18 protein-coding genes are annotated in these 17,769 nt (G+C 38.9%); 1 reads left to right on the forward strand and 17 read right to left on the reverse strand.

The features are described from left to right. Positions 1-46: 46 nt before the first annotated feature. The 3 genes from mnmA to cymR all read right to left on the reverse strand — a co-directional run bounded on the left by mnmA (position 47) and on the right by cymR (position 3,003). Positions 47-1,171 carry a tRNA 2-thiouridine(34) synthase MnmA gene (gene mnmA, locus C9J31_RS16230; RefSeq protein WP_107951089.1) on the reverse strand — a complete coding sequence of 375 codons (1,125 nt, stop codon included), beginning with the start codon at positions 1,169-1,171 and terminating at the stop codon, positions 47-49. Between the two features lie 150 nt (positions 1,172-1,321). Continuing rightward, on the reverse strand, positions 1,322-2,467 hold the full coding sequence (locus C9J31_RS16235) for a cysteine desulfurase family protein (protein WP_107924794.1): 1,146 nt from the start codon (positions 2,465-2,467) through the stop codon (positions 1,322-1,324). A gap of 116 nt (positions 2,468-2,583) precedes the next feature. Next, positions 2,584-3,003, reverse strand: a complete 420-nt coding sequence (cymR, locus tag C9J31_RS16240) for a cysteine metabolism transcriptional regulator CymR (protein WP_107924795.1) — start codon at positions 3,001-3,003, stop codon at positions 2,584-2,586. 135 nt (positions 3,004-3,138) lie between these two features. On the opposite strand from cymR, the gene C9J31_RS16245 reads away from it, so the two are divergent. Further along, entirely contained in the window at positions 3,139-4,428 is a 1,290-nt protein-coding gene (locus C9J31_RS16245) for a replication-associated recombination protein A (RefSeq protein ID WP_107951088.1), read from the forward strand. A gap of 361 nt (positions 4,429-4,789) precedes the next feature. Here the strand turns inward: C9J31_RS16245 and C9J31_RS16250 are convergent, their stop codons facing one another. The 14 genes from C9J31_RS16250 to nagA form a co-directional block, all read right to left on the reverse strand. Continuing rightward, the gene (locus C9J31_RS16250; protein ID WP_107924797.1) at positions 4,790-5,308 is read right to left on the reverse strand and encodes a hypothetical protein; all 519 of its coding nucleotides are present in this window, start codon (positions 5,306-5,308) and stop codon (positions 4,790-4,792) included. Between the two features lie 221 nt (positions 5,309-5,529). Further along, positions 5,530-5,916: a hypothetical protein gene (locus tag C9J31_RS16255; RefSeq protein WP_107951087.1), complete on the reverse strand. Its 387-nt coding sequence runs from the start codon at positions 5,914-5,916 to the stop codon at positions 5,530-5,532. 210 nt (positions 5,917-6,126) lie between these two features. Next, positions 6,127-6,888: a tRNA threonylcarbamoyladenosine dehydratase gene (locus tag C9J31_RS16260; protein WP_107951086.1), complete on the reverse strand. Its 762-nt coding sequence runs from the start codon at positions 6,886-6,888 to the stop codon at positions 6,127-6,129. Between the two features lie 155 nt (positions 6,889-7,043). Then, a complete protein-coding gene (locus tag C9J31_RS16265) occupies positions 7,044-8,024 on the reverse strand; it encodes an N-acetylglucosamine kinase (protein ID WP_107951085.1) in 981 nt (326 codons plus the stop codon). Positions 8,025-8,091: 67 nt separating this feature from the next. Beyond that, a complete protein-coding gene (locus C9J31_RS16270) occupies positions 8,092-9,174 on the reverse strand; it encodes a DUF871 domain-containing protein (RefSeq protein WP_107951084.1) in 1,083 nt (360 codons plus the stop codon). 17 nt (positions 9,175-9,191) lie between these two features. Further along, on the reverse strand, positions 9,192-10,496 hold the full coding sequence (locus C9J31_RS16275; protein ID WP_420798444.1) for a PTS sugar transporter subunit IIC: 1,305 nt from the start codon (positions 10,494-10,496) through the stop codon (positions 9,192-9,194). A 37-nt stretch (positions 10,497-10,533) separates the two neighbouring features. Further along, positions 10,534-10,854: a PTS sugar transporter subunit IIA gene (locus C9J31_RS16280; RefSeq protein WP_107924802.1), complete on the reverse strand. Its 321-nt coding sequence runs from the start codon at positions 10,852-10,854 to the stop codon at positions 10,534-10,536. Between the two features lie 13 nt (positions 10,855-10,867). Then, positions 10,868-11,179: a PTS sugar transporter subunit IIB gene (locus C9J31_RS16285; protein WP_107951082.1), complete on the reverse strand. Its 312-nt coding sequence runs from the start codon at positions 11,177-11,179 to the stop codon at positions 10,868-10,870. A gap of 250 nt (positions 11,180-11,429) precedes the next feature. Continuing rightward, the gene (locus C9J31_RS16290) at positions 11,430-12,605 is read right to left on the reverse strand and encodes a GNAT family N-acetyltransferase (protein WP_107924803.1); all 1,176 of its coding nucleotides are present in this window, start codon (positions 12,603-12,605) and stop codon (positions 11,430-11,432) included. Between the two features lie 40 nt (positions 12,606-12,645). After that, entirely contained in the window at positions 12,646-14,364 is a 1,719-nt protein-coding gene (ptsP, locus tag C9J31_RS16295) for a phosphoenolpyruvate--protein phosphotransferase (RefSeq protein ID WP_107951081.1), read from the reverse strand. After that, positions 14,358-14,627 (reverse strand): HPr family phosphocarrier protein, encoded by a 270-nt coding sequence (locus C9J31_RS16300; protein ID WP_107924805.1) that lies wholly within the window; start codon positions 14,625-14,627, stop codon positions 14,358-14,360. Before C9J31_RS16300 ends, ptsP begins: the two co-directional genes overlap by 7 nt. A 17-nt stretch (positions 14,628-14,644) precedes the next feature. Beyond that, entirely contained in the window at positions 14,645-15,364 is a 720-nt protein-coding gene (locus C9J31_RS16305; protein ID WP_107924806.1) for a sugar isomerase domain-containing protein, read from the reverse strand. Positions 15,365-15,368: 4 nt separating this feature from the next. Continuing rightward, positions 15,369-16,091, reverse strand: coding sequence for a GntR family transcriptional regulator (locus tag C9J31_RS16310; protein ID WP_107951080.1), 723 nt, complete (start codon positions 16,089-16,091; stop codon positions 15,369-15,371). A 28-nt stretch (positions 16,092-16,119) separates the two neighbouring features. Then, positions 16,120-17,283 (reverse strand): N-acetylglucosamine-6-phosphate deacetylase, encoded by a 1,164-nt coding sequence (gene nagA, locus C9J31_RS16315; protein WP_107951079.1) that lies wholly within the window; start codon positions 17,281-17,283, stop codon positions 16,120-16,122. Positions 17,284-17,769: the final 486 nt, after the last annotated feature.

The raw sequence follows: 17,769 nt of genomic DNA on the forward strand, positions 1-17,769 counted from the left end.
AAAGGAAACGCATACTGCATCATGTTAGCAGCAGTCTTTTCACAATTTATCCAACGTATGTTAATTTCTCGCTATTTTTAAAGACTTCGTCGATTGTGCCGCCACCTAAGCACACTTCACCATCGTATAAAACAACAGCTTGTCCAGGCGTAATTGCACGTACAGGTTCTGCAAATGTAATATGTGTACGACCATCTTCTAATATTTCTACTTCAACTGGTGTATCTGTTTGTCGATAACGGAATTTCGCCGTACATGAAAATTTCCCGGGCAATTTTTTTGTCGAAGTATAGCTCATTTTTACAGCTGTTAATGATGTAGAGTACACTGCATCATGGTGGAATCCTTGTCCAACAAGTAGCACATTTCGTTCTAAATCTTTGCCGAGCACGAACCACGGTTCACCGTCTCCACCAATACCAAGACCATGGCGTTGACCTAGTGTATAATACATTAAGCCGTCATGCTGCCCCATTACAACTCCATCCATCGTTTCCATTGTGCCAGGTTGAGCAGGTAAATATTGGCTTAAAAATTCTTTGAAATTACGCTCACCGATGAAGCAAATCCCTGTCGAATCTTTTTTCTTTGCTGTAGCAAGCCCAGCTTCTTCCGCGATTTTTCGTACTTCTTTTTTCTCGATATCACCAATCGGGAACATAACATGGGATAGCTGCTCCTGAGATAATTGGTTAAGGAAATAAGTTTGATCTTTATTGTCATCCACACCACGAAGCATTAAAACTTCGCCGTCACCATTACGGTCGATGCGTGCATAGTGACCAGTTGCCAAATAATCTGCACCTAAATTTATCGCATGTTCAAGAAAAGCTTTAAACTTAATTTCCTTATTGCACATCACATCAGGATTAGGTGTACGCCCTGCTTTATATTCTTCTAAAAAGTAAGTAAAAACTTTATCCCAGTATTGTTTTTCAAAATTCACTGCATAATATGGAATACCTATTTGATTACATACTTTAATAACATCATCATAGTCTTCTGTAGCTGTACAAACGCCGTTTTCGTCTGTATCATCCCAGTTCTTCATAAAAATTCCGATCACTTCATAACCTTGCTGTTTTAACAAGTATGCTGCAACCGAGGAATCTACCCCACCCGACATGCCGACAACGACACGAATTTGTGAAGGGTCACGTGTTTCTTTCATTGCTGTCACCTTTTCTTTCAATCAACTTTATGACCACGTATGGAATCACTGATGCTTTAGACATGCACATTTCTAAACATACATGGTTTCCGTCAGAGGTTTCAAGTTATCTGTTATTTTAAAAGCAAAGTACTTGTTCATTAAATAATATTAATTTGCGAGTCTTTTCACAATTACGGCTGTTTTTTCTGCGGCTTGTCGGACATCATCTGCTGTTAAACCTTCACCAAAGCTAAAACGAATAGAATTACGTAATTCTTCAGTTCCTTGCCCAAACATCGCAACTAACACGTGTGAAGGATCAATTGAGCCCGCTGTGCATGCTGAACCACTTGATACACAAACGCCGGCCATATCTAGATTTACTAAAAATGATTCAACTTCCATGCCTGCAAAACTTACATTTAAGACATGTGGTAGTCCATTTTGTAAATCTCCATTTACATGGAATGACAGCTTTTCATGTGTAAAAACCTCAAGCATAATTTGCTTAAAGTGATTGTACAGTGAACGCTTGTCTAGGCGCAACTCACTTGCATTTTGTACGGCAGTAGCAAAAGCAAGAACAGCCGGTATATTTTCAGTACCTGCACGACGTTTTTTTTCCTGTGCGCCACCAAGAGCGTAACTAGCAAGTGGCGTACCTGCCTTCTGATAAAGGAAGCCGATTCCTTTTGGTCCATTAATCTTATGTGCAGATACACTTAATAAATCAACTTGTAAATCCGTTACATTGATTGTTTCTAATCCATAAGCTTGTACAGCATCTGTATGGAACGTTGCTTGATGGTCGCGTAACAACTCACCAATCTCAGCAATTGGTTGAATGGTACCTACCTCATTATTGCCGTACATAATCGTTACTAATATCGTATCCTCACGTAATGCACTTTGCACAGCTTGTACTGAAACTCGCCCCATTGTATCTACTGGCAAATACGTCACATCAAAGCCATCTTGCTCAAGCTTTTCGCATGTATGTAACACTGCGTGATGTTCAATTTGTGTAGTAATAATATGCTTTCCTTCAGTAGCGCGTGCATAAGCAGTACCTAGAATCGCTGTATTATCCGCTTCTGTCCCACCACTCGTGAAAATGATTTCACCGGGCTTCGCACCGATAGAATGAGCAAGTATCTCACGTGCATCATCTAAATATTTGCGTGCTTCTCGTCCTGCGCCGTGAATGCTTGATGCATTCCCATAGACCTCACGCATCGCTAAAGTCATGGCGTCAATTACCTTGTCATTCATTGGCGATGTCGCTGCATGATCAAGATAGATGTATGAATTCATGTTGAAAACTCCTTTATATGAAAAGCGCTAAAGCGCCCTTTTACCCTCGATTATCATTCGTTCACAAAAGTCGCGCGTGGTGATTTTACGAAGGGTGGCGCTTTAGCCTAAACTTTTTAAATATAGAACATGTAGCCATCCACTACATTTTCCTCTGTATGTTGTGCTAAATCTTCAATTGTTGTTGTATCTAAAACATTTTTTACAGCGTCACGAATACGTAGCCACAATTCACGTTGAGGTGCTTCCTCATTTTCAATTCCTTCTACAGGCTGGATTGGGCCTTCTAATACACTAATAACATTTGCAGCCGAAATTTCACTTGGTGGATTTGCGAGCATATATCCACCGTATGCACCGCGCACACTTTTCACTAAGCCTGAGTTACGTAATGGCGATACTAGTTGCTCTAAATAGGCTTCAGAAAGTTCCTTTTCTGCGGCAATCTTACGTAGTGGTATTGGGCCTTCACCGTAGTGTTTTGCCAATTCAATCATAATTGTTAGCCCGTAACGGCCCTTTGTTGAAATTTTCATTTTATCACCCTCAATTAGTCTAGTCAAAATACTAAAGACAGTATATCATAATATCCTCTCGTAGAACTCGGAAATACTCCTATAAGGATATGATATACTATAAATTAGAACAGACGTACGAACGGAGGATGACTTTTGCATAATGAACCACTTGCTTATCGCATGAGACCGCATACCCTTGATGAAATCGTTGGTCAGCAAGATTTCGTCGGTCCTGATACTGCACTTTATAAAATGATTCAACACGGCCATGTCCCGTCCATGTTACTTTACGGGGAACCAGGCATTGGTAAAACATCCATTGCTAATGCGATTGCAGGTAGCTCAAAGTTACCGTACTTTTCGCTAAATGCCACACGCGCGGGAAAAAAAGATGTGGAGGATATTGTCCAGGAAGCAAGAATATCCGGAAAGGTTCTACTTTTTTTGGATGAAATCCATCGCTTCAATAAATTACAGCAGGATACGTTGTTACCACATGTTGAAAACGGCTCCATTGTTTTGATAGGTGCTACTACAGAGAATCCATATCATGATGTAAATCCGGCTATTCGCTCGCGTTGCGGAGAAATCCATCAGTTAAAACGCTTAACCCCAGAAAATTTAGTTGAACTTCTTAACAAGGCCCTAACTGATGAAAAGCAAGGACTTGGTAAATATGAATTTACGCTAACAGCCGAACAAATTGAACAAATTGCCATAGCGGCTAATGGAGATGCTCGCAAAGCACTTACTTTACTTGAATCGATTTACTATGCGAGTGATGAAGTAAATGGACAAACAATTGCCTCTGACCATATCATTGAACACCTTATTGGTCGAATAGGGGTTTATGGTGATAAAAATGGTTCTCATTTTTATAATTTGCTGTCCGCATTGCAAAAATCTGTACGCGGCAGTGATACAAATGCAGCATTATATTATTTAGCACATTTGCTTGAAAATGGCGATTTAGTTGCTGTTAGTCGTCGCTTACTCGTTATGGCCTACGAGGATATCGGTCTTGCCAATCCAGATGTTGGTGCTCATATGCTCGCGGCAGTGCAAGCAGCAGAACGTCTCGGCTTACCTGAGGCGCGCATACCACTAGCAAGTGCTGTCATTGAAATGTGTCTGGCCTCGAAATCGAATTCTGCTATCATAGCAATAGATGCGGCTATCGCTAGTATCCATGCAGGTAAAACCGGTGATATCCCCCTTCATTTACGCGATGCTCATTACACGGGGGCACAAGATTTAGGACATGTTGGCTATCAATACCCCCACAATAGCCCCCTCGGTACATTCGGTGGCTGGGTCAATCAGCAGTATTTACCTGATGCACTTGTTGGAACAGAATTTTATAAGCCTGTTATTGCTGGGGAAGAGAAACGAATGGCTGGCATTTACGAAAAGTTGAAAACATTCCAAAATAGCAAAAAGTGATGTCGCCAGAAGACGCATCACTTTTTTCTTATTTCCTTGAATTTTGATACTAGTGTACCTTTAACAAGTGAGGGCCGCGCGTTGAATGTGCGCCATCATACCTTCTGTTGACTTTGTGACCAGATTGACCACACGAACATTTTGCAAATATATTTCGCTACACTTCATGCATTTATCCTATATTAACCTTGTAGGATGGTATCTTCCTGCTTTTTTATCTTTATTTCAACACGAAAACTATAATGACCTCTATTATATGTATCTTACATCTCATCAAAATTCTTTGCATTGCAATAAAAAACATAATCTAATCTAAAAAAACCATTGTCTCTTTAAGAACGACAATGGTAAAAACTCAATATTAATCCATTATTTCCTTATCAACAAATAGTTTAAATTGCTGTAAGCATTGTTTGACTACACCTTTTTGTGCTAAAACGCCTTGGCGCAGTGCAGTAGTCTTTTCATCATCGCCAACCACTTCACCATAAAGTGCAAAAATAGCTGTCAAAAATTCTTCATTTTCTTCTTGATCAATACTTGGTAATGCATAGGCGGCAATCGCTAATAATCGCTCCACCTTATCAGGTATTTTTTGTAGTTCATTTGTTGAATAGTAGGTGGCTGCTGCTAAAAAATAGCTCAGCTTTGCACTACAGTCTATAAACAAGTGCCAATACGTATTCGCAGTCGGTAATTCACCTGCAAGGCCATCAACATGCTCTTTATAAAAAGTTGTTACTTGTGTATATAAAGGTTTTAATTCTCGCATAGCCTTTGTGTAATTATTAGATGTGTCCAGATAGTCAAATACAATATTATTCATTTTATCTTGGAGCTTTACAATATCTAAATGATCACGAATTACTTGTATTTCCATTGTCCCACTCTCCCATGTTCTCATTTGTTTTATCAAACGCCATTCCTACTCCCCTAAGCAGTCCTGTACATTCCAAACAAATTGACCTGTTGTCTATCATATATTGGAATTATTCAAATTATAGCAATAAACCAAATGAAGAAGTGGGTGCATGAAGAAAATAAGGCAATTTCGTGAATTATTAGCATTTTGTGAACGTGAGATTTATTATTTTGGGAGAATTATACTCTTTGTACGTAGACGTCAAACAGGAATTGTTCCTTTTCTCGATCAACTATTTCTACAATACATCCATTTGCATATTTTTTAATTCTTTGTTTTGGACTATAAAAATACGCATTATTTGTTATGAGCCATTCACTTAACGTCAATTCACTGGCAGGTTGCTGCACTGTTAAAATACGTTTATGACGAAGTATATCAGCCATTTTATAAAAACCCTCTGATAATTCATAAGCAGATACATCAAAATTGAAAATGGGCGTAACAACCTGTCCAATATCAAAAATATGTATTGTCCGTCTCGCCTCATCGATTGCTAACTCCACTGTGCTAATTTCATCGAATAGATTCAAGCCTCTATATTCCATTTGATAAATTTGCTCCATTGTCATTGCCTCCTCTTTTTAACTGTACTATTGTACCATAGAAAAAGTAGCCGTCTCAAAAGGCAATTGAGACGGCTGCTAGCTGTTTTTTTATATAGACATAATCCCTTACATTGGCAAAAACAAAGCGTATCGTCAAAACGACAAGATTAATCATTTTTCAGAGGCTATGGCCAGATGGAATACTATTATTTAATAATTAATATGGAATTAGCCTTGCACACGTGTAATTTTCACATCTGCTAAAATGGTATTTACCACCCAACTTGCAGCAATCAAACCTGCAACTGAGGGTACAAATGCATTAGAGGATGGTGGCATTTTCGCCTTGCGGATAGCCGCATCTGGTTTCCCTACATGCTCTACGACATCTGGTCGTACGACAATCGGACTTTCATCAGAGAAAACGACCGTTATACCTTTATGAATGCCTTCTTTTCGTAATTTTGTGCGAATCACTTTCGCTAATGGGTCCGTATGCGTTTTAGAAATATCCGCAATTTTAAAGCGAGTTGGATCCATTTTATTGGCCGCTCCCATACTTGAAATTATTGGGATATTACGCTTTAGACATTCCTTCATAATATGAATTTTATACATCACAGTATCACTCGCATCGATAACATAATCAATGCCCTGTGCAAAAAATTCTTCAAACGTTTCTTCCGTATAAAACATATGCATATCAATCACTTCACAGGCAGGATTAATATCTGCAATGCGTTCTTTCATGACACCAGATTTTGATTTTCCGACAGTTGATAGATACGCTACTAATTGACGATTGACGTTCGTAATATCGACATTATCCTTGTCCACTAAAATAATTCGACCAATACCACTTCGTGCACATGCCTCTGCAGCAAATGATCCGACACCGCCCACACCTAAAATAGCTACTGTTGTATTTTTTAATTTATCGAGTCCCTCTGTACCTATTGCGAGCTCGTTACGTGAAAATTGATGTAACATCTTACACTCTCCATCTATTGAAATTTTTATTAGTAAACCTAGTTACATACTAAGATAAAATCAAACCTATATTACATTTTATCACGATATCCTTCAAGTGAAAATTATAATCAAAAAAATAAAGTATTCCCTTGTAGGAATACTTTATTAACAAATCAATTATGCCACCGTGCATAGTTTTCCTGAAATGCTTGCACAAACTGGTCATCAAGTTGAATATTTTCCATATTAAACGCACCGACTGCGGCTCCACCGATTGGCTCTAAAATAGGCGAAATAAAATGCAATGGCAGACGCTCTTGTGCTGCTAATTGCTCAAGCTTCGGCACAAAATAAGCTCTATTGGAAAATACTCCTCCCGCCAATACTACTGGTATATTCGTTTGCTCCCAAGTCATGTAATCATAGCATGCCTTTATCGCAGTATAGTACTTTACACAGGCTTCTTGAATGAGGCTATTCGCAACAGCATCCCCTTGATCTGCAACCTGAAAAACATACCTACTTAACGGTGCAATGACAGACCTCGGATGACCTTTGCCATAAATACTCTCTATTAGTTGGGGTACATGTTCCATAGAAAAGTGTTGCAAGAGGACGTCTGTTAAGGCTGTTGGCTTTGCCCGCTGATCATAGCTTTGAAATACAGCCTTTAGTGCCTGAATGCCTAAATCATAGCCACTTCCCTCATCATCAAAAAGGTAACCCCAACCACCCACACGATGATAATTCCGCTGATTATCGTAACCCATCGTAATAGCACCTGTCCCGGCAATTTGTACAATGCCTTCCTGTCCAAGCGTACCTGCATATAAGGCTATTAAAGCATCATTTTCAATCACAACTGCCGTCGTCTTGTCAACATACTGCCGAATAATCGCGTTAACTTTCTCCTCAGCTTGACGCTCCTTGACCCCTGCCATACCTGCAAAACAACTATGTAGCGCAGCAAATATTTGTGGATTTTGTGCCTGTAATTTTTGTAATAAGTTATGAATCGTTAACTCAAAGCTTTTGGCATCCATCGCAGTTGGGTTACTTCGTGACGTTATGACTTTGGCATAAATGTAGCCATGTTCATCACAAATAACTGCAGATGTTTTTGTGCCACCACCATCAATTGCCAGTACATACATCCTCTTCTCCCCTTAAAAAGGATTGAGCGCAAACCGCTGTTGGCTCAATCCTTCATCCAAATATCAATCATTTCGTAAAGCCAAATGAAGCCCACGGTTGTATGTGCTTTATTAAAAACTGCTCTTCTTCTACAACTCTCGCTACTACATTTGTCGAGCCCGTATTCGGTATTTCCTTTAAGACTATTTGTAGCTCTCCTTTATAACGAACATCTAAATTATTGTCAATTGTGATATCCCCTGGTTTCAGTGGATGAGTGTCATGGACTTGAAAATCTCCATTTTTATATTTAACACGAGACTGTGTACTACGAATAACATATTCCGATATATCCCCACGATTAAAATGAGGCTCTTTAAATAGGATTGCTTCTTCTAAAATACTTGTTTCTGGCGCCTGCACAACCTTCAGCTCTAGCTTGTGGCGATTTAATTGCCCTAACGCTCGTATCTCTTCTTCAGAAGCATACATATTGCCGATAATACAATCATCAATTAAACCAGTGTGCCATAAATCCTTTGCCTGCACAGTAATTGGCAGATGACGATGCTCTTCTAATGTCGGTAAACCATGCTGTGTTTTTTCCCATGGACCAAACATAGCCTGCTGAGAGGAAATCATAGCAGCTGTACGAACATGATTTGCTTTAAATAGTTTGGAGGTCTCCAAAAAATGCTGACGTGAAAGACCCGTGAACTGTCTCGGATAGAAATTATGGCAACCAATAATATTATCTTTATTTGGTTGGTAGGATAATATATTTTCTAGATATTTTGTGCCATTACTAATATTTAATTCAATTTTCAAATGACTAGCATCTTGTGACATAAACGCTTCCTCTTGACCAGAGAACCCCATGTCTAAACGCAAAGCCGCTAGATGATATTGCTCTTTGAAAACAGCTATGTCTTTATACGTTAAGCCAAGCTCCTCAAAAACGGTAGGTGCGATATCAGCAGATATATCAAAGCCCAGTTGCTTGGCAAAAGCATTAATTTGCTGTAATTTTATTCTTTCATCCTCATTGTTCAAGGACATCAGACAGGTAAAAATGCGATCAAAGCCATTATCATGTGCTAGCTGAACATACTGCTTCATTTCTTCTAATGTACTATGCTGAGGATAAAGTGAAATACCTAATCGTCTCAATTCAAATACCTCCATTGCTAAGCTTTTACATTTTGAGTTTCCAATTCAGCATTACGCTTTTCTTCTTGCTTTGCTACGCGGTTTGCCATCGCTAAAAATGGTAAGTAAATACACACTGCGACAACGATTAATAAGATACTAAGCACAGCACCACGCCAAGATTGCGTCACTAAAAAACCATTGATAATTGGTGGTGTCGTCCACGGTACTGGAACTGTTGCCGCCGGAACCCACCCCCATTTTGTTGCAAAGAAAGCAATTGTTACATTAATCATCGGTGTCAAAATAAATGGGATAAATAAAATTGGATTTAATACGATCGGTAAACCAAATAGCAATGGCTCATTAATATTGAAAATCCCTGGTGCAGTTGATAATTTCCCAACCGTATTATATTGTTTATTTTTTCTTGCAATAATGAAAATAGCGATAATGAGTGCTATTGTCGTACCCGATCCCCCCATATTGATAAAAGCGTCAAAGAATGGTTTATTTACGATATACGGCGCTGCTTCACCAGCTGAAATAGCTGCAACGTTCGCATCAATTGCTGGTAGATTAATAGTTTGCATAAATGGTTCGATAATATTTGCACCATGTACACCCAAAGTCCATAAAAACGTAGGAATAAATGCTAAAAGTAGTGCAGCGACCCATGTATTCGTTAAGCCCATAAATGGCTCTTGAATTGCTGCGTAAAACGAACCCACAATATCAGGAATATCAAAGCCAGCCGAAATGATTGTGCGCACTAAAGCAAATATACCAATTGTTATAATAGCAGGTAGTAAAGCTGCAAACGATTTCGAAACAGCCGGTGGTACACCATCTGGCATTTTAATCAGCAGTCTACGGTTGCCTGACAATCTACAAAATACTTCAGTAGAAAGTAAAGCGATGATAATGGCTATAAATATTCCACCTGTACCTGTTGTTAAGTCTGTTAAACCACCTTCACCAAAGGTACCGAAGGTCATATAACTTGAAAGACTGATGACCCCTGCTGACAGTCCATCCTTGTCATAACTTTTCGCAAGATTGTAAGCAATCGTGAAGGCTAATAATAGAGAGATTATTCCAAAAGTTGCCCCCCACATATTGCCGCCCCATTGTGTCCAAGTTTCATGTTTCCAAATGGAGTCAAGTGCATTTTGATAAAAGTCGATAGGTAAGTTATTAATTAATACCGCTAGTGATCCAACAATTGTCAATGGCATTATCGTGATAAAACCGTCACGTATAGCAACTAAATGACGCTGATTCCCAACTCTTGCAGCTACCGGAACAAATTTTTCTTCTAAAAAACGGAACATTCCCCACACTCCCTTTTGCTTTTTATTGTGACATCAAAAATTGATGCTACTCCCCTTTGATACGTTCATATAGCTCTATCATTTCTTGCGCTAAATCACGAAATGTAATAGCATTCATTAAGTGATCCTGTGCGTGAATTAAGAGCATCGATACTTCCACTTTTTCTCCCCTTGCTTCTTGTGTTAACAAAGCTGTCTGAGAATGATGGGCTTCAGTAAGCGCTTCATTCGCCATGTTTATTTTTTTCTTTGCTTCAGTGATACGTCCCTTTTTCGCTAATTGAATGGCTTCCATACACTCACTTTTCGTATTACCACTATGCACAATCAGGCCCATAATGGCTTGCATCATTACTGTTTCTTCCATTAGTTAGCCCCCCTCACCCAATCAGCTTAAGTGCCTGTTTTAAAACATTTTCACCGTTCATCATGCCGTAATCCGCCATATTAATGACATCAATTGGTAATTTCATTTCCTTATACTTTGTCTCAAATGACCCTTTTAAATAACGTACTTGCGGGCCTAGCAACAGTACATCGGCTCCTTTATTTGCCAGTACTTTTTCAACCTCACTTTCAGCAATAGCGTAAATATCAGCCTCAATATTTTGTTCTTGTGCTGCCTTTTGCATTTTTGACACTAATAAACTCGTACTCATCCCTGCTACGCAAACTAACATAATATTTTTCATTGTCTGCACTCCTTTTCTTATCTCGAATTGTCCGCTCAATTTAATGCCAAATTTACAATTGCCAAATATCCTGTAATCGCTTTCTTATGTTGAGAATAGCACCAATTGGTATAGACCACAACACACTTTTTACACTAACTCCCTTGCATGAAATGGAAATTAATAATTGGGCTAACGCTCCATAACTTGCAAATAAATGGATTAAGCAAACTGGTATAGTCCAGAAAAAACTTTAAAAAAATTTCATATTTTAAAAATATTCATAGAATACAGGTCGATTATTGGGGATTGCTTTTTGCCATAACTCCACTACTTCTTTTATAGCATCTTTTTTTGCATAAATTAGTGCATCTTTAACCGACAGATAACCGACCATCATTGCTGAAAATAGATTGATTGGTAATGCTAACATATGCTTATCCATGATAGAATTTGCCTCGATTACCGAGACATGCCCATCTTTATTTATTCTGTAGACACATTCATTCCACGTACAAAAAGCATCTTCTAAACAGACATACAATGGTTCATGAATCTCTCCCCATGGATAACGCTGCATGAAGGCAAAAGCATCCACTATTCTTACCATAGCATCCATGTGAATCTCTCGTTTAAATTGTGGTTCCTGAAATTGAAAACCAAAATGATGATCATTTGCAGTGAATCCCTCAATTGTGTGTACACTCGTGGCATGTGATGTTATAAAACGCCAAATTGCTTGTTCTGCTAGTATATCCTCTGCTATAAAATCATGAATTATAAACGTACCATCATGAATGATATAGCGAATATAGCCTGCTATTTTATCTGCATGAAAATACGCAGCAAAGAGGCTATCAGGTGCTCTTCTTTCGATTCTTTTCCACCATGCTTCATCACGTAGCATACTACCATTGGTAACGAGTGCTTGACAGTTATGAAAATCTTGTATGGTTTGAAAGAGAAGCTCATCTGGCCATTCAAAACTCATACGTTTCACGACGTCTAGTTGTTTGCCTACATTAGGAAACATCGCATGTGGAATTGAATAGTGAAGCTTTTCAGAAAATAATTCCCAGCCAAAATACCGATAAAAAGACACAGAAAATGGTGCTAAAACAGAAATGTACTGCCCATTTTGGCGCATTTCCCGGAGTGCCTCCAGCATAAGTTTTTTAATAATTCCTTGCTGACGATACTCAGGATACGTCGCTACAAATCCTATACCTCCCATGTCGAAGTTCTTCCCATGTACCGTCATATTTAGCGGAAGAATTAATAGCTGTCCAACAACTTTATCTCCATCATAAGCTCCTATCGTTGTACTTTGCTCAATCCAATATTGGAAATCATCACGCTTTGCTCCAACATATTTATTCGGAAAACAATAATCCCTTAGTCGGTGTACTTGCAGATAATCTTTTGGTGGAATTAATTTTATTTCCATAGCCAATTCACCTCCATCTATTTATAGAATATTCTAACTATTAGGGGTGGATGATTAAATATTTTTTTACGTATTCTTCTACCTCTGACGCAGTTGATAACTTTAATATAGGTTCAATATGTTGTAGTAACTGCTTCTGTGAATACTTGGCAATTTGTGCTCTTGTTTTTAGAATAGAAGATGCTGTCATGGAAAACTCATCTAATCCTAGTGCCAGTAATATCGGTATTGCTACTTCATCTCCTGCCATTTCGCCACACATCCCCACCCATTTATCATGCTGATGGGCAGCATCAATAACAGTCTTAATCAGCCGAAGAATGGCTGGGTGATAGGGCTGATATAGGTATGACACATTCTCGTTCATACGATCTGTCGCCAATGTATATTGGATTAAATCATTTGTGCCTATCGAAAAAAAATCCACTTCCTTCGCAAATATATCTGCAATCATTGCTGCCGATGGAATTTCAATCATGATACCAACTTCAATTGTTTCAGATACTAAAATACCTTCGCTTTTCAGATGGTCCTTTTCTTCAAGTAATAATGCTTTTGCCAGTCTAAATTCATCTAATGTAGCAATCATTGGGAACATAATTTTTAAATTGCCAAAGGCACTTGCCCGTAGTAGTGCTCGCAGCTGCGTACGAAACATTTCTTGATGGGATAAACAAATACGTATTGCTCGATAGCCTAAAAATGGATTCATTTCTACAGGGAGTTTAAAATAGGGAAGATTCTTATCTCCACCAATATCTAGTGTACGAACAATTGTTGGTTTGCCCTGCATTTTTTCGAGTACTGTTCGGTACGCAGTGAACTGCTCCTCCTCATTTGGCAACTCCTGACGCTCCATATATAAAAACTCTGTTCGAAACAAACCGATACCATCCCCACCAGCATTGTTAACCATTTCTACATCCTCTGGTTTTCCGATATTACCAGCAATTTCTACACGTAAGCCGTCAGCACTTATACTTGGTAATGAACGAAATTGATTGAGCTCGCCTTGCAGCTGTTGTTGTATCTGTTGTTGACGCACATAAAATTGTGATATTTCCGCGGTAGCATCTAGTAGAATTTTGCCGTTTATGCCATCCATTATAATAGGTGCTCCCTGCTTTATAACTTGGGTGGCCGTTTTAGTTCCTACTATCGCTGGAATTCCCAATGTACGTGCGAGAATAGCCGAATGGGAGGTCCTCCCGCCAATATCCGTAATAAAGCCCTTTACATACTTTGTATCTAGCTGTGCAGTCATGGATGGTGTTAAATCTTCAGCTACAATAATTACATCAGAAGACAAGCGACTGATATCCGGTAATTCCACACCTAATAAATGTGCTAATAATCGCTTCGACACATCACGTATATCAGCTACTCGCTCCTGCATATATTCATTGTCTATTCCCTCAAACATTGCGATAAACATCTTAGATACTTCATCCAATGCATACTCAGCACTTATGCCTATGTTTATTTTCCCTTCAATGGCCGCTAACATCTCTGGATCTTCTAACAATAATTGATGAGCAGCAAAAATGGCCGCTTCCTCATCACCAAATTTCCCCTGCGCTATTGTATAGATTTCTTGGAGTTCTGCTTTTGTTTGAACTACTGCTGCCTTAAATCGAGTAAGTTCAGTGTTTATATCCGCGATTGTTACTCTTTCAAATGTTAAATCTGGTTCCATTAAACAATAGGCGTTTGCCAAGGCAATGCCCTCAGAAACGGCAATCCCGCGTATTTCTAGCATTCTTCACCAATTCCTTTAGTGATCATAATATCTGATACTGTCTGTATAAGCTTGTCAGCATCTGCCCCCTCGGCTGAAATAGCCACAATGCTTCCCGGCAATATGCCTAATGCCATAACACCCATAATGGATTTTAAATTGACTGACTTATCATTATATGTTAACAGAACGTCACATTCGAATGGTGTAACAGCGGTAACTAGTAAAGCGGATGGTCGCGCATGTAGGCCTTCAGGTGTTGTTATTTTAAATGTTTTCTTCATCTATACCCCTCCAATTTTCATGTAAAGTTAATGCGATTTTGATAGTTCGCAATCATGTCATCATTATGATGCAGATTGGATTCTACATTATTACTTTCAAAAACAGGCACAATCCCTTGGAAATCTGCCATTTGCTCAATCACTTGACTAAAAATAGCATTCAGGATAGCCGAGCCAATAACCGTAGAAGCTGGTGCATACTGCATATTTTGACGACGTAATAAACCATCCCCAACTGGTATATGCGTATTTATGATGACATCCACTACCTCTTCTAAACGCTTCCCACTTCGGTGGCGAGTCTGCTGTTCACGATAAGTAAGTGATTGAAGCGATATGACAAGCACACCTGCCTCCTTTGCAAGCAAAGCGGCGTCAATTGGTGCGTAATTTCTTCCTGAAGTCGATATCACTATAAATACATCATTTTTTTGAAATTCAAAATAATGTTTATGTCGCTCGATTATCGTGGGATCTTTTTCATTTTTTGAAGACGTCAATGCCCCGGCTTGTAATGTTAACGGCTCAATCGTAATTGGACGTACAGGCACAAGCCCACCCGCACGGAAAAATGCATCTTGTGCTAACAGGTGAGAATGACCACAACCAAATAATTGCACAATACCACCACGTTGAATTTGTTGAACGATCATTTGTGCAGCTTCTGCAATATTTTCTTGCTCCTGCACAATTACTACTTGTAAAAGTCTCTGTATTTCCAGAAAATAAGCATGCATATAATCACCTTTTAATTTCACTAATGAATTTGTATCGATCTGCCCGATAAGTACTACGCACTAGCTCGAATGGAGCGCCATCCGCTAAGTAACTTGTTCGTTTAATAATTAACACTGGTGCCGTACCTTTGATTTGTAAATATTTACTATCTTCCTTGGCAACAATAGCTGCCTCCATTTGTTGAATGGCATTTCCAATTTTCTGGTGAAATTTCGCTTCAATCAACGCATAGAGAGAGCCCATAATTTTCTTTTCATCTAATTCCGGATAAACTTTCACAGGAATATACGTTTTTTCAATCGCCATCGGCTTAGCATCAGCGTTGCGTATTCGCACAACAAAGAATACCTCTTCACCTGGCTCTAACAATAAATCTCCTGCAACATCTACTGGTGGAATAATTTTTTCAAAGCGTAAGACCTTACTACTTGGCTCCATTCCACGCGCTCGCATATCCTCTGTAAAACTCGTCAAGCCCATCAGTGGTTGCTCTAATTTCGGATTGGCAACATAGGTACCTCTTCCTTTTTCGCGGTACAGAAGCCCACTATTCACTAAATTAGTAATAGATTGACGCACTGTCATGCGGCTGACATCAAATTGCACTGATAGCTCCCGCTCAGAAGGTATATTTTCGCCAATTTTATATTCCTCTAAATAAATACGTTGCTTTAATATTTCTTCTATTTGTATATAGATAGGTATATGAGAATTTTTATCTAACAAGCCCTGCACCTTCCTTATCAACACTTTACTATGATTTCTCAAATACAACTTTACCTCGACAAATAGTTTTTTGTACATTTAATTTTTGATCTAGTAATACAAAATCTGCATCATAACCTTCAGCAATACGCCCTGTTGTTTCTAGTTGTAGCTGTTCAGCCGCATTTGCAGATGACATGGCGACAAGTTCCTGTAAAGAACAATTTGTTACCGCTTTCATATTTTTCACTGCTTGTTCCATTGTCAAAACACTACCTGCTAAGGCTCCATTCGATAAATGTGCGCCACTTTCAGTCACATGAACCATTTGACCACCTAAATCATAGTCGCCGTATTGTAATCCCTTTGCACGCATTGCATCAGTAATCAAAATAATTCCTGAAGCACCCTTTATTCGGTAGGCTAGTTGCACCGACTGCGGATGACTGTGCACAAAATCAGTAATTAACTCTACCTTCACCTTATCTTCTAAAAAAACTCCTCCGACAACGCCTGGACTACGATGATGGAAAGGGCGCATTTGATTGTATAAATGAGTCGCCTGTTTTACGCCCACTGTTATCGCCTTATGCACCTCTTCTATTGTTGCATCCGAATGTCCAATCGAAACGAGCACCCCTTGTTTACTTAATTCTTCAATAAATGCCAATCCACCCTCTAACTCAGGTGCTACTGTAATTTGTTTAATACGTCTTTTACTTAATTGCTGCCAGTGCTCAAATTGTTCAATAGAGGGTAAAATCATATACTCCACAGGCTGTGCGCCTGCACGTTTCTTTGACAAAAATGGTCCTTCAACATGTATACCTAACAACCTCGCTTCGTCATCCCCATGTTCGAATTGAGCTAAATTTTCTAATACATGCTCAATAGTTGTTATAGATTGGGTCATTGTCGTAGCAAGGAAACCTGTCACACCCTCTTGTACTAATGAACGAGCCATTTGATGGAGGGCTTTCTGAGTAGCATCCATCGTATCATTCCCAGCGGATCCGTGAATGTGCATATCAATATATCCAGGAAGTAGCAACCAATTTTTATCCTTACCATCAATATATTGCTCCGCCTTGTCAGATATTTCGTGACTTATCTTACTAATCTGACCATTCTCTATAAATAGATCACCCTTAAATGGCGTCTCATCATAATTGACTATTGTGACATTGGAAATTAACAGCGTATTTCCCAACATTCCACCCCCTTGACCTCTATTTTTGGGAAGACTTTAAGGAAAAGACAAGCTATTTCCTAATTTGGTATAGTTGTCTATACCAATTATATAATGTTCACTAGAAAATAAAAAGATAATTTTTCTATTTTTCTAAATTTTTTATATAAAGTTTAAATTCTATGTATCTTGAAAAGCTATTTTAGTCGTAAAAAAAGTAGCCATTACAGGAATGACTACTGTCTTTCTTCTTTTTAAAAGAGAAACATCTAACATGAGCCGACTGATTTCCACTACGGCGGAAGCTTTTCGCAGGTATGGCTTCAGTCTCCTTGTCGTTATGCTCTTGCGGGGCCTTCAGCTCATGCTATTCCCACAGGAAGCTTTGTTTTGTAGCAAAAGGCAAATGCCGTATGCGCTCCAATCCGTCCATAAATGATTGAGACGATGAATAGGATGACGACCAATCAGTAATAATGAACGAGATTAGCAATGTGCTGCCATTTGATC

The sequence above is a fragment of the Lysinibacillus parviboronicapiens genome (genome assembly GCF_003049605.2).
In the GTDB taxonomy this organism is placed as follows: domain Bacteria; phylum Bacillota; class Bacilli; order Bacillales_A; family Planococcaceae; genus Lysinibacillus; species Lysinibacillus parviboronicapiens.